We start from the raw sequence: 20,854 nt of genomic DNA on the forward strand, positions 1-20,854 counted from the left end.
TGGGCAACCCGGCATGGATGCCGGGTTAGCCGCGCACGGCCATGGATGGCCGATCGCGGCGGGCCCACGGAGCAGGACCGGAGCGAGGGCATGCCGAGCCTGGGCGAGGCACCGAACGTCAGGGGCAAGAGCCCTTGGTTACTTGGGGCCGGGCGGCGTTCCGCTTTTCCAAGTGACCCGCCGTAAGGGTGGCCGTTACCGCAGCAATGAATATGTACACCAGGAAGAAAATGGTCGGCCGTAAGGTCGCCATCGCTGGCAAGCCAGTTTCTACAGGTGTCGGTGTTCCCCGGGATTCCGTGAAGTACCCAAAAAAACAGATGATGGCCAGTGTAAGCCTGAGGTGTTCACCTTCACGAAAGGGCCAACACCTTTGCTCGCTGGCTGGTAGCCCCCCTCAATCCTCAGCCTGCGACAAAGGCCGGGCCACCTGCTCCAACGCTCGACGCTCCCCAGCCACCCCCCAAATCGCCCGCACCACCGCCGCCAAACACATTAGTGCAGCGCCTGTCAGATAACCAATCAACAGACTGCTGCGCTGCTGGGTCTGGATCAGTTGGCCAAACAACATCGGCCCGATGATGCCGCCCAAGCCAGTGCCAAAGGCGTAAAACACGGCGATGGCCAAGGCGCGGATTTCCAGTGGGAAGGTTTCCGCCACGGTCAGGTAGGCCGAGTTGGCCGCTGCCGAGGCGAAAAAAAAGATCACCATCCACGCCGCGGCTTGCTGGGTGACATCCAGCCAACCCTGCTGGAAGGCATAGCCATTGAGCGCCAGCAACACCCCCGACATCGCGTAGGTGAAGCTGATCATCACGCGTCGGCCGATCACGTCGAACAGGCTCCCCAACAGCAGCGGCCCGCAGAAATTGCCCAGTGCCAAGGGCAATACATACCAACCAACATGCTCGACAGGCACCTGGTAAAAATCGGTGAGCACCAGCGCATAGGTGAAGAAGATCGCGTTGTAAAAGAAGGCCTGGGCGGTCAACAGGGTCATCCCCACCAGCGCGCTGCGCCTGAATCTGATGAACAGGGTATGGAAGACCTCGGCCAGCGGCGTATGGTCCCGCGCATGCAGACGCAGTGGTTTGCTGGTCACCGCCACAAGGTCACAGATGACTTTGTCAAAGGCCCGACAAGTATGCGTATCGTGGAAAAACTTCCTGTCACGCGGAGCGAGTACTCCCAAAAGGGTCGTACATGAAAATAACGAGAAAGTATGCTGCCCTTCAGTAAGTCCCTGCCCTCACCGAGCGCCTGACCTCAGCCTGTATGGCATAAGCCGGCGCCTCCACGGCATTGAAATCCTGTGTATACCGTTGGGCAAATCCCAGCACCCCCCACTCCTGATACTGCTGCACATGTTTGAGTTCGTGAGCCCAGAGCGCGATGTCCTGTTCTGCCGATTGCGCGTCCCGGAACAGGATGATGTCGATCAGCGTCACGGCACCGACATCGGGGTTTTGCAGCATGGCGGTGGCGGCGTTGAATTGGCCGTTGTCGCTGATTTTGTAGCGCGCGGTATCGAGGACGCTGGGGGCGTACCAGTGCAGTAGCTGCTCGCGGATGTGCGGTGGAATGGGTTGGATGCCGGCGTTGGCTGCTTCAGCACGCGCTTGGGTCAGCCACAGCGCCAGCCCAGGCGCCGCGATCTGGTAGATGTCATCAGGCACCACGTCTGGCAGGCAGATGCAGTCGTCCAGGCACACTTGCTTCTCGCCAGCCGGGCAGCCGTTGGTTTGGGCTGGCACTTCAAGTGTCAGGCAAAGAACAAGCAGCGCCACCAGGCGCGTGGTGATGGGCGGCATTGGGCGCTCCGGGCAGCGGACAGTGGTGAACCAATTATGGGCCAGGCTACCCGTTCGTCCCTATGCCGGTCAGGCACCCGAGTCAATCATTGACCTGCAGCTCATGCAGAAGAAGCTCCAGTGAATCCGGGGCTGCGCAATGACTTTTTTCCGAGCGTTGTTCATCCCATGGCATAGCGTCATCGGTGCAGAAATCTCCAATACACTCCATGCTCAGCCCGACATCGAGAAGTCCAAGCGGAATCCAGAAATAGGGTGTTTCGCGAAGAACATTAGGCACGGTCGAGCCACATCGCGAGCAAAAGTCATTTCTGTACCCGCTGGTTTTGCGCCAACCCGTGATCGCCTCTTGCCCTTCTTCCCATCGAAAGTCGCGAGCGTTGACCAGCGTGGCGAGATTATGGCCGCCCCCGGTTTGCTTGCGGCACAGGGTGCAATGGCAGCGATAAAAAAATCGTGGTTCAACCGCCAGGGAAAAGCGCACAGCCCCGCAAAGACATTGCCCTGATGCCATGACTCTCTCCCTTGAAAAATGATTCATCCGTGTTTGCTCCTGCCATGAAATGTCCTCGATCCCTAGTGATCGAGCAGTGAACTCGCCAGCAGCGCCTTCAAACCCATCGGCCTGGCAAAATGATAACCCTGGGCCTGCCCCGCCCCCATTTCGCGCAGCAGGTCCAGTGTCGCTTCATCCTCGACGCCTTCGGCCACCACACTCAGGTCCAGCGATTCGGCCATCCGCACAATCGCCCGGACAATCGCGCGACTGCGGGTACTGGTGGTCAGTTCGAGGATGAACGACTTGTCGATTTTCAATCCGCTGAAACGGTATTGATGCACATAGCTCAGGGATGAAAACCCTGCACCGAAGTCATCGAGCACCACCGACATGCCGTTGTCCGCCAGTTGCTGCATGGTTTGTCGGGCAATCGCCGGCTCGGCTACCAGCGCCCCTTCGGTCAGTTCCAGGCAGATCCGTGACGGCGAGACCCGGTGCTGCGCCAACAGTGCCAGCACCTCACTGGCGAAGTCGGGACGCGTCATGCTGTAGCTGGAGCAGTTGACGTGCACCGGCGGCCAATCGGCGTGCCCGGGCTGTGCGAGGATCGCTGCAATGCTGGCAAGCATGTACAGGTCCAGTCGACCGATCAGGCGCAAACCCTCGACATCCGGCAAGAACTCGCCCGGCGCAATCACCCGGCCGCCCGGCTGATGCCAGCGGATCAGCGCTTCAAGGGCCAACAGCTCGCCGGTTTCGACGCTGACGATCGGCTGGAAATACGGCAGCAGTTCGTCGTTGCGTTTGAGCGCGTTGCGCAAGGCCCCTTCTCGCTCGACCTGGTCCGAGACTTCACGGCGCACTTCCTGGTTGAACACCGCGTAGCTGTCGCGCCCGGCACTCTTGACCCGATACATCGCCGCATCGGCATCGCGCAGCAAGTCGGCGGGCTCGTGATGGAACTGGTTGTCGGCGCTGACGATACCGATACTGCAGGACGAGAAAACCTCATGGCCATTGATGAAAAACGGCAGGTCGAATGCCACCAGAATCCGTTCGGCAATTTCGATCATCACGTCCAGCGGCGCCTCGGGAGCCAGCACCGAAAACTCGTCGCCCCCCAGGCGCGCGAGCATGTCGGTGTCGCGCAGGCAACCACGTAAACGGTGGGCCGCCTGCATCAACAGCAGGTCGCCAAAATGGTGGCCGAGGCTGTCGTTCACCATCTTGAAGCGGTCGAGATCGATGAACATCACCGACAGGTGCCCGCCTTCGCTGCCGAACCGCGACCAGGACAGATTGAGGCGCTGTTGCAGATAGGTGCGATTCGGTAGTCCGGTCAGTGCATCGTGGGAGTTCTCGTGCTGCAACTTGGCATTGGCGTGATCGAGCTCGCGGGTGCGGCTCTGCACCCGGGCTTCCAGCTGGAGGTTGGCGGCATGGATCGCTTCGGCAGCTGTGCGTCGCGACAACGCTGTGTCGATGTGCCGCGACACGAAGGTCAGCAGCTCCTGGTCACGCTGGGTATAGCTCACCTGCGAGGTATAGCTTTGCACCGCCAGCACGCCTCGCACCACGTCGTCTTCGAACAATGGAATGCCCAGCCAGGAGTAGGAGCGCACAGACTCATGGGCAATTTCGATTTCACCGTGCGCGGACAATCGCTCAGCCTCGCCGGCGTCAATCAGGCAGGCTCGACGCTGACGGATCACGTACTCGGTCAAGCCCCGGCGCCCTCGCCGTGCCGCCGGGCGGATCGTCTGCCGTTCATCCACATAATAGGGAAACGTCACTTCACCGGTCGCGCCGTCGAACAGGGCAATGTAGAAGTTCTGCGCGAACAGCAGTTCACCGACGATGCCATGCAAGGTCTGGAACAACTCGGCCATGTCGCCAGGCCGGCTCGACAGTTCGGCAATCTGGAACAGCGCGCTCTGCAGATGTTCGGCGCGCTCTCGGTCTGCCACTTCCTGCCTCAAGGCGTCGTTGAGTGCCGAAAGCTCCAGGGTGCGACGCATCACCGTTTCTTCCAGGTCCTCCCGGTGCAGAATCCGGTCCAGCGCCATGGCCACGTGACGGGCTACCACCAAAAACAGCGCGCGGTCTTCGGCGCTGTAGATGCGTGAAACGTCGTAGACCTGCATTGCCAGCATGCCAAACACGTCATCCGAGGCATTTTTCAACGGTGCCCCCATCCAGAACTCGGGACGATCACCCACGCAATAAAAACGGTTTTCGGCCTGAGCCGCGAGAATGCCGGCAGAGTCAATCAGCAACGGCTGGCCAGTGGTCAATACCTGGCCAGTCAACGACAGATGCGCAGGGTCAAGGTATTCGTAGTTCTCGGCCTCCAGGGCATCAGCGTCGATGATGTCGACGTAATACGGGTAGTCGATCTTGCCGGTGTGCGGGTTATACAGCGCGAGATAGAAGTTCTCGGCGTCGATCAGGCTGGCCAGCAGCCGGTGAACCCCCACCAGAAACACTGACCGGTCACGGGTCGAACTGGCCAGATAGGTAATTTCATACAGCACACGCTGCGTGATCTGCGCACGGGCAAGGGTATTGGTCTGTAGCTGAATGCCCAGGCGCTGGGCAAGTTCAGCGAGCGCCGGTTGCGCAGCATCGTCGACTGGCGCAAGTAGCCAACCCAGCACACTTTCGCCTCTGCCGGTCGGCCAGCGGTGCACGTTGCGGGCCCGGCAAAAGCCTTCAAACTCGTCATTCGCAACGCTTGAAGGCCACTGTACCCGTGGGTCGCCCTGGCCAACCCGATGCATCTGTTCACCGGTGCGGTAAAACACCCAGGCGCGGGAATGGGCCCAGTTGCGCGCTGAGTCCAGCAATTGTCCGATCGTGTCGCCGCCGCCAACGTAGGCCATGCCGACAGTATCCGGGGTCTCTATGGGTTCAAGTGCGGCAACTTCGCTCGTGCGCGATTGCCATGGGGAGCCGGTCAATGTACGAAAACTCATCAGCGCTCCCTGAGCCCAAAACTGCCGACACTCACTGACTGATTGCCAGCAATGTGCCGTAAAACTTCCCGTTTAAAGCTTATAGCGGTTTTTTTCAATGATTTTATGCACTTTGATGCCAGGTATGAGACGAGCCACAAATTATTCGCTGCTTGTGGTCTGACGGAGCAGCGTGTGTTGCGGATTCAACTGGACGATGCAACTCACTGGATTCTGTGTAAGTGGGAGGAGCGTGGCCATTATTCGCCTGCGAGACATGCCTTCGGCTCATTCGTCCCAATATGCGAAGAAACTGTCCTGGCAAGCCAATAGCATCGAACCCGGGATACCTACTATAGGAACGGCACCTCTGCCTGATAGGCAGGGGACAGTTACCTATACCGGATGCACATATTGCGCACCGCCGCACAAGCACGGACTGGACACAACAATGACAAAAATCGCCGAAATCCAAGACACCCCTTCACCAGCGTCTCCCTCGGCACCGGCCATCATCCGGTCGTCGGTGCGCCAGCATTCGATCAAGGTAGAGCTTTGCACACCCGCCATCGGCGCCGAGCTCAGCAACGTTAGCCTGGTCGACGCTGCCCAGGATCCGGAATTGATCGCGCAAATCCGGGCCCTGTGGCTCAAGCACAAAGTGTTGTTCTTTCGCGACCAGAACATCACTCCAATGGAGCAACAGCACTTCGCCGCGCAATTCAGCGAACTGGAAGCCCATCCCCTGGCGCCGAGCCATCCGGAGGCGGACAAGTTGCTGATGCTGTACCGCAATCTCGATCCGGGCAAGCCCAAGAGCTATGTCGAAAAGGCCAGCCGCGAAAACCTCTGGCATGCCGATGTCACTTACAAGAAGGCGCCGCCCCGCGGCGCGGTATTGCGCTGCGAACTGGGTCCGGAGACCGGCGGCGACACCCTGTTTTCCAACATGGTGATGGCCTACAAAAATTTGCCCGAAAGCATCAAGCAACGGATCGATGGCTTGTATGCAAAGCACGGTGCCGAGCAGACCTTTGGCGCCCAGTTGCCACGCGAAGAACGTCACGCGATGGCCCTGAAGACCCCCGGAGCTGAACACCCGGTGGTGCTTATCCATCCTGAGACGGGTGAAAAGGTGTTGTTTGTGAACTCGGCGTTCACTACCCATTTCTCGAATTTCTTCAACTTCGAGGACATCCGGTACGGCCAGGACTTCATGCCCGAGGCTCATCATTTGATGAACTACCTGATCTCCCAGGCCGCCATTCCGGAATATCAGGTTCGCCTGAAGTGGCGAACCAACACGGTTGCCATGTGGGACAACCTGCAAGTTCAGCACTACGCAGTGGCTGACTACGGCAATGCGCCAAGAAAGATGCTGCGTGCCACCCTCGTGGGCACCCCGCTCGTCTGATCCAAACGGTTCCCTCCGGGGAAATTCAGGACACCCGACCGACCATCTGAGTCAGTCGGGTAATCCTGGCCGCTCACAAATGTTCGATCTCAAACAAAACAATGGAGATACCTATGCTCTACGAACACGTCGACACCGCAGTCATCGATGGCGAATCCCTGCCGTGGATTCCCTTTACGCCTTATGCCGAAAACGTCCTGCTGAAGTACTTCAAGCTCGACCCGATCCGTGGTGAATGGATCGTCATGATGAAGGCGCCGCTGGACATGCAACTGCCCAAGCACCACCACACCGGGACGGTGATGGTCTACACGATCGAAGGCCAGTGGAAATACAAGGAGCATGACTGGATCGCCGGCCCCGGCAGCATCGTCTACGAGACGGCCGCGTCGACTCACACCCCTGAAGTCGTCAGCACAGGAAGCGCAGACGGGTATTCGCTCATGCTGGTTCAAGTCACTGGCGATCTGGCGTTCCTGGACGGCAACGACAACATTGTCGCGCTGGAAAACTGGAAGACGGGGTTGCAACGTTATCTAGCTTATTGCGAGCAGCATGACATCGCGCCGAAAGACCTCACGGCATTCAACTGATCCGAGTTCCAGGAAGACGCCCGGCATCCCTCGATTCATGGGGGAGCCGGGAAAGTAACCTGATCGCAAAAATCCAGGGGAGGAAAACAGGCTGTCCCGGTTCGCGGTTTTGACGCGGAGTCTGACAGAGGGCCCTGGCCGCCTGTCCGCTCCCCGATCAAAGACGTACGAACGGAGTGATGTCATGCATGGTTTGATGATGCACAAGCAGCTGTTGATCTCCTCGCTCATAGAGCACGCCGACCGCCATCATGGCGATACGCAGATCGTGTCCCGCAGGGTGGAGGGCGATATCCATCGCTACACCTTTCGTGACTGCCACCGTCGCGCGCGCCAGATGGCCAGCGCGCTGACCAGCCTGGGTGTCCAACCCGCCGACCGGGTCGGCACGCTGGCCTGGAATGGCTATCGTCACCTGGAGTTGTACTACGGCGTGTCCGGCATGGGCGCCATTGTGCATACCATCAACCCTCGCCTGCATGAAGACCAGGTCGCTTACATCGCCAATCACGCCGAAGACCAGTACATTTTTTTCGACCTGACGTTCCTGCCGTTGATCAAGGTCATCGCTGGCCGCTGCAATTCGGTCAAGGCGTTTATCGCCATGACCGATCACACCCACATGCCGAAAGACGCCGGCATCGACAACTTGCTTTGTTATGAAGATCTGCTTCAACAGGGATCTGCCGACTACGTCTGGCCGACTCTCGACGAGGATGCCGCCAGTACGCTCTGCTACACCTCCGGCACGACGGGAAACCCGAAAGGAGTCTTGTACAGTCATCGTTCATCGCTACTGCATACCTATGCCGCCGCGCTGCCGGATGCCCTGAACTGTTCGGCCCGCGACGTCATCCTGCCGGTTGTGCCAATGTTCCATGTCAACGCATGGGGACTTCCGTACATCGCGTGCATGGTCGGGGCCAAGCTTGTATTTCCTGGACCTGCGCTGGACGGTAAATCCCTGTTTGAGCTTCTGGAAGCGGAGCACGTTACGCTCTCGGCGGGCGTACCGACTGTGTGGCAAGGCCTTCTTGCTCATCTGGCGGAAACAGACCTGCATTTCTCCAGCATGAAACGCACCATCATTGGGGGCGCTGCCTGTCCCACGGCAATGCTGCACAAGTTTCAGGAGGTCTACGGCGTTGCGGTGTTGCACGTCTGGGGGATGACTGAATTGAGCCCGATCGGAACCATTGGCACTCTGAAGGCCAGGCACCTTGATATGTCTCCCGCAGAGCGTAATGCCGTGCAATCCAAACAAGGCCGGGCAGTGTTTGGCGTCGACATGCAGATCGTCGGTGCGGATGGCCTGGAACTGCCTTGGGATGGGGCAACCTCGGGTGACCTGATGGTGCGTGGCCCCTGGGTGGTACGCGACTATTTCAGAAACGAAGATGACTGTTCGCCGCTGCTTGAGCACGCAGGTCAGACATGGTTCCCGACCGGCGATGTGGCGACCATCGATGGGGATGGCTTCATGCAGATTACCGACCGCAGCAAGGATGTAATCAAGTCGGGTGGAGAGTGGATCGGCTCCATCGACCTGGAAAACATTGCGATGACCCATCCGTCAGTCTCCCAGGCTGCATGCATCGCCGCGAAACACACGAAGTGGGATGAACGCCCATTGCTGATCGTGGTCAGGAAAGCGCAAGCAGCACTGACGCGGGAAGAGCTGCTCGCCTTTTATGAAGGCAAGATCGCGAAATGGTGGACGCCGGATGATGTGGTCTTCGTCGACACGATTCCATTGGGCGCTACAGGCAAGGTCCTGAAGAACGTTCTGCGCGAGCAGTTCGGCGATCATCTGCTGGTCAAGGCTGCCGGCTGAGCGCTGCATGGCCGCGAGTGATCGCGGCCATGCACAATGCAAAACGTTCGTTCCTAGCGTTCCATCTGCTCGAGAAACTCCAACAGCAATTCGTTGACCTGAGCGGGACATTCTTCTGCGGCGCTATGGCCCACACCGGGCAGCAGAACCTTTTTGCGCAGTGCGGGTAGATAGGCGTCCATCTGGTCGTAGAGCGCACGGATTTCGACCGGCTCCAGGGAAGGGTCGGCAGCACCACCGATGAACAGGCTCGGCTGGCTTACCTTAGCGCCGTCGAGAAACGCCGTGATTTCCCAATTGCGATCGCGACAGCGGTAGTAGTTGAGGGCACCGGTAAACCCCGTGCGCGTGTACTCGGCGACGTAGTAGTCGAGTGACTGCGGGCTTAACCAGGACGGAAACTCACCCTTCGGCTCGGTGAAGGCATTGAGAATGGGTTCACCGGCCTCAACGAACAGACGCCAGCGTTCGGCACCGACGGCGCTGCCGGAGATCGAGTAGAAGACGCTGCTCAAAGTCTTGCGCGGATCATTGGCCAACTCGCGATCCGGCTTGTCGAGCTGCTGGAAATACAGGTGGTGGTACACCCTGCCCTTTGCCATTGCCTGCAAACCCACGGTCGGTTTGACCTTGCCGCGCGGCGGTACAGGTGTATTGAGCATTACCAGGCCACGGAACAGATCCGGTCGCAACATGGCCGCCGCCTGGGCCACCCAAGCGCCCAAGTCATGCCCAATGATCACCGCGGACGTTTCGCCCAAGGCCGCCATCAAACCCACCATATCGCCGACGGCCTGGCTCATGTCATAGGCTTCGATGGAATCGGGTCGGTCCGATTGCCCGAACCCTCTTTGATCGGGCACAACAACTCGATAGCCGGCCTCGGCCAATGCCACGATCTGGCGCCGCCACATGTACCAAAGGTAGGGGAAACCGTGTAGCAGGATGACGAGCGGGCCCTGTCCCTCGTCGATGTAATGCATGCGAATGCCGTTGAGTTCGGCAAAGCAGTGGTTGAATGCATCAGGATCATCGGCATCCACCTGCGCCATTGCAGCGAGCGGCTGACCGATACGCATTGAAGTGCGCGTATCCATTATCTACCTCCATCTTATTAGTTGTGGGCCTGAAGGTAGCGCCGTGAGGGTGCCCTGCACTGAGCTTCCCGGGACACAATCTTGTGAAACTGGGACAGTTCGAAAGCTTGTAGAGCCGCTTCTGCCGCTGCCAGCCCCGGCCCTTCGACTGTGTCCCAATATGCTAATAAATTATCCCGCCATGCCCATGGCGCCGGGCCCGTGCTCCCTAAAATGGGACCGCGCTACCTGCTCTGCATTACGCCAGACCAGGGTTGAAGATCGCTGGCGCTAGCTGTACCGCCACAAGCGCCGTCTTCCCGCGCAATACACCTTCGATGAAAAAAGCAACGCCGCCATCGGCCGAGGGAGATCCTGCACATGCCCATGCTTGTTCGTGCCGCCGTCTTGACCAAATACCTGGAAGTCACCCAGGACCTGGGATTCAATCCGTGCGACGTCATGACCGTCGTCGGCCTGAGCAAGGCTCAGCTGCGAGCCCCGGAAAACCGTATACCCATCGATACCGCCGTGCGCCTGCTGGAAGATTCTGCGCTCGCCAGTGGTTGCCAGACCCTCGGCCTGCGCATGGCCGAGTCGCGCCAGCTTTCGGACTTCGGCGTGGTCAGCCTGCTTCTCAGTCAGCAACGCACCCTGCGTGAGGCCTTGCAGGTGATGGAGCACTACCGCGATCTGATGAATGACTCCCTGGGGATCTTCGTTGAAGAAGCCGGCAGGATGGTGATCATTCGTGCCGAGATGGTCACCGAGTCGCTGTTGCCAAGTCGCCAGGCCTCGGAGCTGGTCATCGGCGTGCTGTTCGGATTGTGCTCGACACTACTCGGCTCGCAGTGGCGCCCTTACAGTGTCAACTTCATGCACCAGCCGCCAGAGAACCTGCATCTGCATCGGCGCCTGTTCGGCTGCAACCTGGAGTTTGGCAGCGAGTTCAACGGCATCGTCTGCTCCGATGCCAGTCTGGACATGGTCAACGCCAATGCCGACCCGGCCATGGCGTGTTATGCCCGGAACTACATCGATTCGCTGCAAGGCAATGAAAGCACCTCGTTGCTGTTCGAAGTGCGCAAGGCGATTTACTTGCTGTTGCCCATGGGCCGCGCCACGATCGAGCAGATCGCGCTGTCACAGGGCATGAACGTGCGCACCTTTCAACGCCGCCTGCAAGACGACGGCTGTGCCTTCAACGACCTGATCAACGAGGTGCGTCGTGACCTGGCGCTGCGTTATCTGGAGAACCCGAACCACTCGTTGAGCCGCATCGCCGACATGTTCGGCTTCTCCATGGCCAGCTCCTTCACCCGCTGGTTCATCAACCAGTTCGGCATGCCGCCAGCGGCGTGGCGTCGCGCGCAGAAACAAGCGGTCGCTCCCTGACAGGGAGCGCTGTCCCTAACCCTTTCAACGCACACGAAAAAAACGGCGACTGCTGGTACAGTCGCCGCAAAAGACCGATGTTTGTGGCACCGGTGGTGAGCTTCACTGTAACGAGGAGCCAGCCCAGTGAAGCCCTGCCATAAACCTGAGTGAAGCCTGTTTTCAGAGGCCCCAGTGCAGCAACAGCAGCACCAGCACGACCAGGAACACCGTCTCACCGACCATCAGCAGGATCGGTTTGATGCCGACCGCCGCCAGCTCCTTGAGCCGGGTCTTCATGCCCAGGGCACTGATGGAAATCACCAGGCACCAGCGCGACAACTCATTGACCCCGCCTTGCACCGCCGGAGCGATCCAGCCGGTACTGTTGATGCAGGCCAGAATCAGAAATCCCACGGCGAACCATGGCAGCAGCGGTGGGCGCTTGCCGGTCGGGTCAGCGCCTTGCATGCGGGTGATCATGGCCGCGGTGACGATCACCGGCAGGAGCATGGCAACTCGCATCAGCTTGACCACCGTGGCTGTGTCACCGGTCTCGGTTGACATGCCGTACCCGGCACCGACCACTTGGGCGACGTCGTGGATGGTGGCGCCGAGGAACACCCCGGCGATCTGTGGCGACAACGAGAACCAGTTGGCAATCATTGGATAGACGATCATCGCCAGGGTGGACAACGCCGACACGCCGATCACCGTGAACAGGGTCGCGCGCTCTTTCTGAGGATGATTAGGCAACGCCGCCGCCAGCGCCAAGGCTGCCGATGCGCCGCAGATGGCCGTGGCGCCACCGGTGAGCATGCCAAACAGCCGCGAGAAACCCAGAAACTTCGCGGCGATCACCGAGGCAGCGATGGTCACCACCACCAGGATCACCACCAGCACCATCGGCTTCCAGCCCAGCGCCGCCATTTGCTCCAGGGTGATGCGCATGCCCAGCAGAGCGACGCCGATGCGCAATACCGTGCGGGCAGTGAACTCGACGCCGACTTTGCAGGGACCGTCGTCGGCAAGAAAATTCAAGGCCATGCCCAGCAACAAGGCGAACAACATGACCGGTGCGCCGTAGTGCTCGGACAAAAACGACGCGGCGGCGGCCACGATCAGGCTGACTATAAAGCCCGGCACCAATTCGCGTGTGCGGGTTTGGATTTGGGTGAGTGCAAGGGCGCTCATGGCGCGGGCTCCTCGGAAACGATGACAACGAACGCCTGGCCGTCGATGATCTCGACCGGGTAGTTATTGACTTTGAGTTGGGTGGAAGCGAGCGGATAGCCGCTCTGTAAATGCCCCCCGGCCAGCAGGCACGGGAATGCGTCGAGTCATGCCAGTCGCCGCTCGCGATCACTTTCGCGCAGCGCTTCGCTCATGGCGCCGCTGACGGGGTCAGTGACGCTTTCACCCTGTAGCCGAGCAATATCTTTTTGGTAATGGCGCCTGGCATAAAAGAACATGGCCGCTGCCGCAAGACTGACCAGAGGAACCCATTGAAACGCCGCATGCAGACCGATGAGGTCCGACACCCGGCCAGTCAGGAACGGCCCCGGGGCCAGACCCAGCATGTTGTTGGCCAGGGTCAGCGTGGCGAACGCCGTGCCGTGCACCGAGTAGTGGGTCAGGTTGGCAACCATCGCGCCGCTAGGGCCGGTGGTGCCGGTGGCAATCAGCATCCCCAGGCAGATCAGCAGCAGTTGCACCGGTCCTGCCTGCAAGGCAAAAGCCGCCGACAGCAACAGGCAACTGCCCAGGCAAAAGCCGATCGCCAGGCTGACCTTGCGCTCCGGCGAGTGGCGGCAAAGCCGATCGCTGAGCATGCCGCACAGAATCATCCCCACACCGCTGCACAGCACGATGAGCGCCGCCATGCCGCCGGCCTTGTCGGTGGGCATGTCGTAGTAGCGGTTGAGGTAGCTGGGAATCCACACCATGACCGTGCCGCCGACGAATAACTGCAAGCCGCTACCCACGTACGTGGCGATCACCGAACGGCTGGACCACAGCGTACGTAGCGGCCGCTTGACCACAGCCCTTGCACTGTTGGCCATTTGCGCAGCACGTTGCGGCGCAATACGTGCTTCCTTGACGATCAGCGGATAGAGCACCGCCAGCAACAGGCCAAACAGAGCCATGCCGGCGAATGACCAGCGCCAGCCCAGCTTGGCCGCGATAGCACCGCCCAGGGCCATGCCCAGCACGGCGCCAAACAAGCCGCCGGCCATGAAGGCACTGGCCAGGGTGGCGCGCATGTGTTTGGGGAACACCGAAATCACCACGGCGATGCCGACGCTGCCATAGGCCGCCTCACCGACACCGACCATGAATCGGGCGACGAACATCTGCTGGTAGTCCTGCGCCAAGGCGCAACCGAGGGTCGCCAGGCTCCACAGAAATGCCATCAGCGCCAGGCTTTTGACCCGGCCGAAGCGGTCAGCCATCAACGACAGTGGGAACGTCAGTAAACCGACCATCAGGGCAACGATACCGCTGAGCAAACCGAGCTGTCCGTCGCTCAACGCCCACTCGCTCTTGAGCAGCGGGAACACTGCGTTGAGCACTTGGCGTGACATGTAATCGGAAATCAACAGGCCGAACGTCAGTGCAAAGACGATCCAGGCATATTGGCGCGCAACGCCGACGCAACCTGCGTCGTCATCATCGGCGGCGATTGGGTGAAAGGCCATGCAGCCTCCTCAATGTCTTTGTTTTATTGTTGTTATCAAGCGTGTAGCCGGTACGGCTTACGAAAGTGACTTCAATGCCCACACGCGTGGGCATCCTCATGACCAAGGGCCGTGCTGTTGAACCGCAGTAGGTTCTAGCGCGTATCTATTACCTTCCGCTCTCTATTTTCAGAAGCCTGAAGGTAGCTCTGACGGCGCTTCCTGCACTAAGCTTCGCAGGACACAATCTTGCGAAATTGGGACACGAGGGAAATCATGTATACCCTGACGCGGAGTGCCAGCCTCACCAACTATGAACAGATTGCCCGTTCAGTGCGGCTCGATCCTTTTCGTATGCTGCGGATGGCCAAGCTACCGGCCAGTGCCCTCGACGATCCGAATATCATGATCAGTAGCGATTCGGTCGGGTGGCTGCTGGAGGAGTCAGCCCGACTGTCCGGTCAGGAAGCTTTCGGCCTGCTGCTCGCCGAAAAGAGGCACCTTTCCAACTTCGGCATGCTGGCGCTGCTTATCCGCGAAGAGCCGACACTGCGCGCCGCCTTGCAATCTTGCTTTCGCTATACGCGACTGCATAACGCCGGTGTGCAATTGTGGCTTGAGGATATAGGCGATCTGACTCTGCTGCATGTGGGTGTAAACATGCAGGGCCATCATGGCGTCTGGCGCCAGGCGATTGAACAAGCAACCGGAATTATCCTGCGCACGCTGTGCATTCTGAGCGGCTATACCTTCCGGCCGGTAAGGGTCAGTTTTACTTACGAGCCCCCCTCCAGCCTTGAAGTACACCACCGCGTGTTGGGATCCGCGATCGAGTTCTCTCAGGAATTCAATGCCATCGTTTGCCGCGGGCGCGATTTGGATATGCCCATACCTGAGGCGGACCCGGCGCTGCATCGCGAAGTGAAGCGATCGCTGGACATGCAGTTGGCTAACCTGCGCGACGAGCCGACGCAGCGGGTACGCCAGATCGTCAAGATGCTGCTGCCAAGCGGACTGTGTTCTGTCGATGCGGTTGCCCAGCATCTTGGCATGCATCGACGCACCCTAAACCGCCACCTGACAACTGAGGGTGAGAGTGTCACAACGATCATCAACGCTGTACGGGCTGAACTCGCCGAAGAGTATCTGGCCAACAGCAAACGCCGATTATATGAGGTGGCCGAATTGCTCGGCTTTTCCTCGGCCGGTGATTTTTCACGCTGGTTCCGCAGCCAGTTTGGCAAGACACCTTCGGCTTGGGCCGCCTCCTACAGAGAGAGTAAGGCAACGTCCGAGCCCTTATCGCCTGAATAAACAGAACGAGAGGTTCGGGTGGCCGACTCTCTGGCTTGCTGTCCGGGCACCTTGCCTGAACCTGTCACATCTTCGACGAATCTGACCTACCCATTGCGCCGCAACTCCCTTGCGGTGTCCCAATACGACAATAAATTGTCCCGCAATGCACAGGTTATCGCTCTCGGTCCAATTAGTATCGACTGCGGCCCCCGCTCTGCTGATAGAACCAGAAAAATCTGCGGATACACAAATCCCCACCTGCGCACCCGAACAGTTTGGACCAACAATAACAAGCGCCGCCGTAAATCGAGGCGTGACTTCACCTGCCCCGCCCACGGTCCGGCCAATAACCATCGAAATGGAGACAGAATGCGAGTCGAACAACTGACCTGTGCCATTGGCGCAGAACTGCTCGATGTGAGCCTCGGCGACGCAGTGCGCGATGACGGCTTGTTTAATGAAATCTACGCAGCGCTATTGAAATACAAGGTGTTGTTCCTGCGCGAGCAGGATCTGGACAAGCTCTCGCACCGCGACCACGAAGCATTTGCCATGCGCCTCGGCCAGCTTGAAACCCATCCGATGCTCCCCAGTCACCCGGAGGCTCCTGGTCTCGTGCAAATCTACAAGACCCCGGAGAATCCAGCGGATCGCTACGAGAATGCGTGGCACTGCGATGCCACCTGGCGTGAATCGCCTCCGATGGGCGCTGTGCTGCGGTGCATCGAATGCCCACCGACCGGTGGCGACACCATGTGGGCCAACATGGTGCTGGCTTATGACAACCTGCCCATAGATGTGAAGCAGGAAATCGACAGCTTGATCGCTAACCACAGCTTCAATTCCTCCTTCGCCGCCGCCATGCCAAAGGAAAAGCGCCTGGCTATGAAGGCGCAATACCCGGATGCCGAGCATCCGGTAGTGCGTACCCATCCCGAAACTGGCGAGAAGGTGCTATTCGTCAATGCCTACGCTACGCATTTTGTGAATTACCACAGCCAGGGACGTGTCCGTGTTGGCCAGGACTACAACCAAAAAGGCGTCGACCTGCTGAAGTACCTGATTAGCCAGGCCTACAACCCCGAGTACCAAATCCGTTGGCGCTGGAAGAAAAACAGCGTGGCGATCTGGGATAACCGCTGCACCCAGCACTATGCAGTGATGGACTATCCGCCTTGCCATCGCAAGATGGAGCGTGCGGCCATTATCGGCGACAAACCCTACAGATAAGTAAACGGCGCAGAGCCCAGGGACGCTTCTGAGCGTCTTCCTTGGGTCGCTTGCGGCCCTTCTATCTACTCAGTGACAGGGGCATTCAACAGGTAGCAGGTCCGGGTGCGGATCAACCTGCCCCGGCTTTTCAATGACGTTGAACGTATCAGTCGTCGTTGTCATCGCGATCGCGGTAGCGACGGTGATCGCGATCGTAGTCACGACGATGATATTGACGGTCATAACCTTGATCATCGTCCCCTCTTTGGTCGTAGCCACGTCGATGATCATGATCGTGATATCGACCGTACCTTTCTCCGTCATCCCAGTGCGGGCCGCAGCCTCCCAACAAGATGGCGCTGGAAATGGCCACGATCAACATTACTGCGCGATTCATATGAACGTCCTAAACGTCGGAGGTATGGAATGGTTACAACTATGACCATTCAGTAACTCAATGATTCCTCGGGGAAATACAAACAAGTGATGGTCACGCACCCATCGAATGCCCGTCGAGACAGTCTGGGCCTGTCATGAATAGCCAAGGGACTGTCGCCAAATGAAAAGCGCCCCTGATACAGGGGCTATTTAATGGCAGCACTGAAAAAGCCTCTGGCGATCGAGCCGACGTAAGCGACTGCTCCGCCGCTCCGCCTGAGTCACGAGTTGCCTGGTACGCCAGGCAGGAGAATAACAATATGAAATTCGTGAAGAACCTTCTGGCTGCCGTACCCCTCATGGCGCTGGCCATCGATGCCCAGGCCTATGTATCGAGCCAGGAAGCCGCCCGGCTGGGCACCAGCCTGACGTGGGTGGGTGCCGAAAAGGCCGGTAATGCCGATGGCTCCATCCCGCCCTACAACGGTGGCCTGACCACTGCCCCCGCAAGCTTCAAGACTGGCGACAGCATGCGCCCGGACCCCTTTGCGCACGAAAAACCACTGCTGGTGATCAACGGCAAGAACGTCGATTCGTACAAAGGCATGCTGACCGCCACCACCGTAGCGTTGGCCAGGCGTTACCCCGGCTTTCGCATCGATGTGTATCCGACCCACCGCACTGCATCGCTCCCGCAGGCGGTACTGGACAATAGCCGCCGCAATGCCACTGCCGCCAGGTCCCTCAACGGCGGGATCGCCATCGACAATGTGATGCCCGGCGTGCCGTTCCCGATCCCGCAAACAGGCGCTGAAGCGATGTGGAACTTCCTGCTGCGCTACCAGGGTGTCAACATCCATTCCAAGTACGACTCCTGGAGCGTCGACACGGCGGGCGTACCGAGCCTGGCGGTCACCGGCGAGGCATTCGTCTCCTTCCCGATTTACGAGAACATGTCCAAGCCCTTCAACAGCTCCGACATTTACTATCAGTTGAAACTGTCCTATACCGGACCCGCGCGCCGGGCCGGCGAGTCGATCATGCTCAAGAACGCCACCAATCCGGCGCAGTTTCCTGGCAGGGCCTGGCAGTACATGCCTGCCCAGCGCCGCGTCAAACAGATTTCGATCCTGGCCTACGACACACCCAACCCCGGTACCGCCCGAGCACTGGAGCTGTATGACTGGACGCTGGTCGGCAAGCAGGAAATGATCGTGCCCTACAACACCTACAAACTGACCTACGCTCGCGATGCCAAATCGCTGACCACGCCAAACTTCATTGCGCCGGACTTCGTACGCTGGGAAAAACACCGGGTCTACGTCGTGGAGGGCAACCTCAAGCCCGGTGCAAACCACATCTACCAGAAGCGCCGCTTTTACCTGGATGAGGACACCTGGGCCGCTGTGGCCTCCGATCAGTACGACACCAGTGGCCAGCTATACCGTGGCTCCTTCGCTTTCTTCAGCCAGAGCTATGACCAACAGGTCCCGGACGCCACCCCTTTCATGACGTACGACCTGTCGAAAGGCACCTATAACATCAATGGCGTGGTGGGCCCTCATGGCGGCATCCGCTACATCGAGCCGCTATCGACGGCGCAGTGGGTGCCAGAGTCCATGGCGGGCACCGGCATTCGCTAGGTCCGCGGTGATCCAACGCCCGGTCATGCATGACCGATAAATCACAAAGCCCCGGTTCGAAAAAAACCAGGGCTTGAGATTTCGGGTGGGCCTGAGCCCGTTTCAGCACCTGACCGGCGGGATTTCCCTGCCGGCCGACGATAGTGAAATATCAGTTACCCGCAGTCGTCATGGAGATAGGCATCTATCGCTTCCCCTTCATGCAGACGACTGAAAGATAAGCACCCCAGATAACACCAAATAGGGCAAGTATCAGCTCCGGATTGAAAATGCCCTGATTGACCGGCGCCACCAGGATTTCGCTATACAGGCACAAGGCGCCCGCGATCAACGCAAGAAAGTATCCGGTCCGGGTTCTGGTCCGGCGCAGCAACAGAACCTTCTTCAGACCCTCGTCTTTCCATTCTTGAAGGGGCATGCACTGGATCTCTTCCAGCAGCACTACACCCCACAGCAACGCACACAACCAATAGCCTATCATCATGATTTCCTCTAGTTAGAACATTGACTCAACATGAATGCAGCGTGCACTCCTTGCTCAACTTACGAATATCGATTCCGGAGTCTTTTCTGTATGTCTCGCGAAGAGCAGCACGGCTAGAAAGTCGTGTTCTTTGCTGATTGGTTCCATGGGGTACTGCTCCCATTTGGTGATAATTGCCAGCAGGAAAAATCTTCTGGTAACAGAGACTTGGCCAAACGCTCCAACATGCGGCGCAGGATGGCCAGTTCATGGTTCTTGTCGTAGAAGGCGTAGGCTCCCGCTTTTGTGAAGTACTTCCAATGTGTCGGATCAGCGCAATTGCTGACCACTATGACTTTTGTCAGCGGATACTCGGCTGCGACCACACGCAATACTTCCATGCCATGACCGTCGCCGAGGTTGACGTCCAGCAAGACGACATCGGGCGGTTCACGCCGGATGGCGGCGATGGCGGTCGATGCGCGGTGAAACGCCCCGGCAAGCGACAGGCCCGCGATCCGCGACGACACCGTGCGCCACAGCGCTGGCACGACGTTCGAATCCTCAACGACAAACAGGCGCAAAGGGCCTGAATCTCTGGCTGGCATCAGTGCAGTCAATGGTTCTGTGCTGGTGACCTGCATGATTTCACCTCTCTTTTTTGACATAGCTGTACAAGACGCTGACGAAGACAAATTCATTCAGCGGACGAAATCTTGCGCTGGGTTAACTATGCTCAAGTAGAACGGAATCGACTATCGACGTTAGCTGGACTTCTTTGTGGAGATATCGGCCAAGAGCTTGTAGTGATTCCACTACAAGCAGGCTGGATCGGGTGACGGGGCGTTCTAAGTCAACAGGCCGTTTTCGAGTGCATAGCGGGCGAGTTTCGCGTTGCTGTCCATCCCTGTTTTTTCCAGGATGCGTGCCCGGTACGTCGTGACCGTACTCGGGCTCAAGTGCAATATCTCAGCGATGCGGACAATTCTCTCGCCTGAAGCGAGGAGCTTTAGTACTTCAAGTTCCCGGTCGGATAGCGCTTCGTGGGGTGCCCCGTCGCTTCTACCGATAGCGTTGACCAGTTTTTCTGCCAGCTCAGGACTGACGTGCTTGCCGCCTGAGGCCACCTTGCGAACTGCCGTAACCAGGGTGGCTGCAGAAATATCTTTGGTGAGGTATCCCGCTGCGCCATGCTTGATTGCGCGTAACGCATAGGCCTCGACCGAATGCATGCTCAACATCAAAACCGCGAGCTTGGGCTTCTCTGCACGCATGAGCTTGAGGAGTTGGAGGCCGGTTTTATCGGGCAGCTGAATATCTACCAGCGCCACGTCGAAATCCTGCTCCCGGACCAGGCGCATTGCGTCTTGTGCCGTCTCTGCTTCGCCCATTACGTCGATCTCGCCGGCAGTCTCCAGCATGCGTCGCACGCCGCTACGCACGATGCTGTGATCATCTACCAGCAAGACTCTGATTCTGTGGTCAACCATCTGTATTTTCCATTCACCAGTGGCCAGCAAGCCATGGAATCTGCTGCAGCGTTTGACGTTAGCAGGCACAGAGCACACTTGCACTTTTTGCCTCAGCCGTTAGTGCTCACTTCTCCGGACTGCCGGTGCTGTCGCTTGG

At 58.7% G+C, this 20,854-nt stretch carries 17 protein-coding genes and 2 pseudogenes; 7 read left to right on the forward strand and 12 right to left on the reverse strand.

The genetic code is table 11. The features are described from left to right. Positions 1–397: 397 nt before the first annotated feature. The 4 genes and pseudogenes from AC1DKH_RS28715 to AC1DKH_RS28730 all read right to left on the reverse strand — a co-directional run. Positions 398–1,111: pseudogene (locus AC1DKH_RS28715) on the reverse strand (MFS transporter); the annotation flags it as partial. A 121-nt stretch (positions 1,112–1,232) separates the two neighbouring features. Beyond that, on the reverse strand, positions 1,233–1,811 hold the full coding sequence (locus AC1DKH_RS28720) for an eCIS core domain-containing protein (protein ID WP_477765254.1): 579 nt from the start codon (positions 1,809–1,811) through the stop codon (positions 1,233–1,235). A gap of 82 nt (positions 1,812–1,893) precedes the next feature. Next, on the reverse strand, positions 1,894–2,325 hold the full coding sequence (locus AC1DKH_RS28725) for a GFA family protein (protein ID WP_477800043.1): 432 nt from the start codon (positions 2,323–2,325) through the stop codon (positions 1,894–1,896). Between the two features lie 62 nt (positions 2,326–2,387). Further along, positions 2,388–5,285 (reverse strand): sensor domain-containing phosphodiesterase, encoded by a 2,898-nt coding sequence (locus AC1DKH_RS28730; RefSeq protein WP_477800029.1) that lies wholly within the window; start codon positions 5,283–5,285, stop codon positions 2,388–2,390. Between the two features lie 520 nt (positions 5,286–5,805). Here AC1DKH_RS28730 and AC1DKH_RS28735 point away from each other — a divergent pair. The 3 genes from AC1DKH_RS28735 (at position 5,806) to AC1DKH_RS28745 (ending at position 9,105) form a co-directional block, all read left to right on the forward strand. Continuing rightward, on the forward strand, positions 5,806–6,678 hold the full coding sequence (locus AC1DKH_RS28735) for a TauD/TfdA dioxygenase family protein (protein WP_477800044.1): 873 nt from the start codon (positions 5,806–5,808) through the stop codon (positions 6,676–6,678). A gap of 113 nt (positions 6,679–6,791) precedes the next feature. Next, on the forward strand, positions 6,792–7,271 hold the full coding sequence (locus AC1DKH_RS28740) for a 2,4'-dihydroxyacetophenone dioxygenase family protein (protein ID WP_108217363.1): 480 nt from the start codon (positions 6,792–6,794) through the stop codon (positions 7,269–7,271). A 184-nt stretch (positions 7,272–7,455) separates the two neighbouring features. Further along, positions 7,456–9,105, forward strand: coding sequence for a 3-(methylthio)propionyl-CoA ligase (locus AC1DKH_RS28745; RefSeq protein WP_477800030.1), 1,650 nt, complete (start codon positions 7,456–7,458; stop codon positions 9,103–9,105). Between the two features lie 53 nt (positions 9,106–9,158). Here AC1DKH_RS28745 and AC1DKH_RS28750 read toward each other — a convergent pair whose 3' ends face one another. Continuing rightward, entirely contained in the window at positions 9,159–10,202 is a 1,044-nt protein-coding gene (locus tag AC1DKH_RS28750) for an alpha/beta fold hydrolase (protein ID WP_477800031.1), read from the reverse strand. Between the two features lie 360 nt (positions 10,203–10,562). On the opposite strand from AC1DKH_RS28750, the gene AC1DKH_RS28755 reads away from it, so the two are divergent. Continuing rightward, a complete protein-coding gene (locus AC1DKH_RS28755; protein WP_477800032.1) occupies positions 10,563–11,576 on the forward strand; it encodes an AraC family transcriptional regulator in 1,014 nt (337 codons plus the stop codon). A 162-nt stretch (positions 11,577–11,738) separates the two neighbouring features. Here the strand turns inward: AC1DKH_RS28755 and AC1DKH_RS28760 are convergent, their stop codons facing one another. The 3 genes and pseudogenes from AC1DKH_RS28760 to AC1DKH_RS28770 form a co-directional block, all read right to left on the reverse strand. Next, positions 11,739–12,749 (reverse strand): YeiH family protein, encoded by a 1,011-nt coding sequence (locus tag AC1DKH_RS28760; protein ID WP_477800033.1) that lies wholly within the window; start codon positions 12,747–12,749, stop codon positions 11,739–11,741. Then, positions 12,746–12,859 (reverse strand): annotated as a pseudogene (locus AC1DKH_RS28765) ((2Fe-2S)-binding protein); the annotation flags it as partial. The gene AC1DKH_RS28760 and the pseudogene AC1DKH_RS28765, both read right to left, overlap by 4 nt. Before the next feature lie 36 nt (positions 12,860–12,895). Beyond that, complete coding sequence (locus AC1DKH_RS28770; RefSeq protein WP_477800034.1) at positions 12,896–14,254, reverse strand: MFS transporter; 1,359 nt, start codon at positions 14,252–14,254, stop codon at positions 12,896–12,898. Between the two features lie 255 nt (positions 14,255–14,509). Here AC1DKH_RS28770 and AC1DKH_RS28775 point away from each other — a divergent pair, with 255 nt between their 5' ends. Both AC1DKH_RS28775 and AC1DKH_RS28780 read left to right on the forward strand, forming a co-directional pair. Continuing rightward, entirely contained in the window at positions 14,510–15,547 is a 1,038-nt protein-coding gene (locus AC1DKH_RS28775) for an AraC family transcriptional regulator (protein WP_477800035.1), read from the forward strand. A gap of 351 nt (positions 15,548–15,898) precedes the next feature. Further along, positions 15,899–16,759 (forward strand): TauD/TfdA dioxygenase family protein, encoded by an 861-nt coding sequence (locus tag AC1DKH_RS28780; protein WP_477800045.1) that lies wholly within the window; start codon positions 15,899–15,901, stop codon positions 16,757–16,759. A 148-nt stretch (positions 16,760–16,907) separates the two neighbouring features. Here AC1DKH_RS28780 and AC1DKH_RS28785 read toward each other — a convergent pair whose 3' ends face one another. Continuing rightward, the gene (locus AC1DKH_RS28785) at positions 16,908–17,138 is read right to left on the reverse strand and encodes a hypothetical protein (protein WP_477800036.1); all 231 of its coding nucleotides are present in this window, start codon (positions 17,136–17,138) and stop codon (positions 16,908–16,910) included. 301 nt (positions 17,139–17,439) lie between these two features. Here AC1DKH_RS28785 and AC1DKH_RS28790 point away from each other — a divergent pair, with 301 nt between their 5' ends. Beyond that, on the forward strand, positions 17,440–18,762 hold the full coding sequence (locus tag AC1DKH_RS28790) for a DUF1329 domain-containing protein (RefSeq protein ID WP_477800037.1): 1,323 nt from the start codon (positions 17,440–17,442) through the stop codon (positions 18,760–18,762). A 184-nt stretch (positions 18,763–18,946) separates the two neighbouring features. On the opposite strand, the gene AC1DKH_RS28795 is transcribed toward AC1DKH_RS28790, so the two are convergent. The 3 genes from AC1DKH_RS28795 to AC1DKH_RS28805 all read right to left on the reverse strand — a co-directional run bounded on the left by AC1DKH_RS28795 (position 18,947) and on the right by AC1DKH_RS28805 (position 20,784). Next, a complete protein-coding gene (locus tag AC1DKH_RS28795) occupies positions 18,947–19,246 on the reverse strand; it encodes a hypothetical protein (protein ID WP_477754744.1) in 300 nt (99 codons plus the stop codon). A 113-nt stretch (positions 19,247–19,359) separates the two neighbouring features. After that, positions 19,360–19,869, reverse strand: a complete 510-nt coding sequence (locus tag AC1DKH_RS28800) for a response regulator (protein WP_477800038.1) — start codon at positions 19,867–19,869, stop codon at positions 19,360–19,362. A 204-nt stretch (positions 19,870–20,073) separates the two neighbouring features. After that, a complete protein-coding gene (locus tag AC1DKH_RS28805) occupies positions 20,074–20,784 on the reverse strand; it encodes a response regulator (RefSeq protein WP_477800039.1) in 711 nt (236 codons plus the stop codon). Between the last annotated feature and the right edge of the window lie 70 nt (positions 20,785–20,854).

It is taken from the genome of Pseudomonas sp. 05L36, from assembly GCF_056398125.1.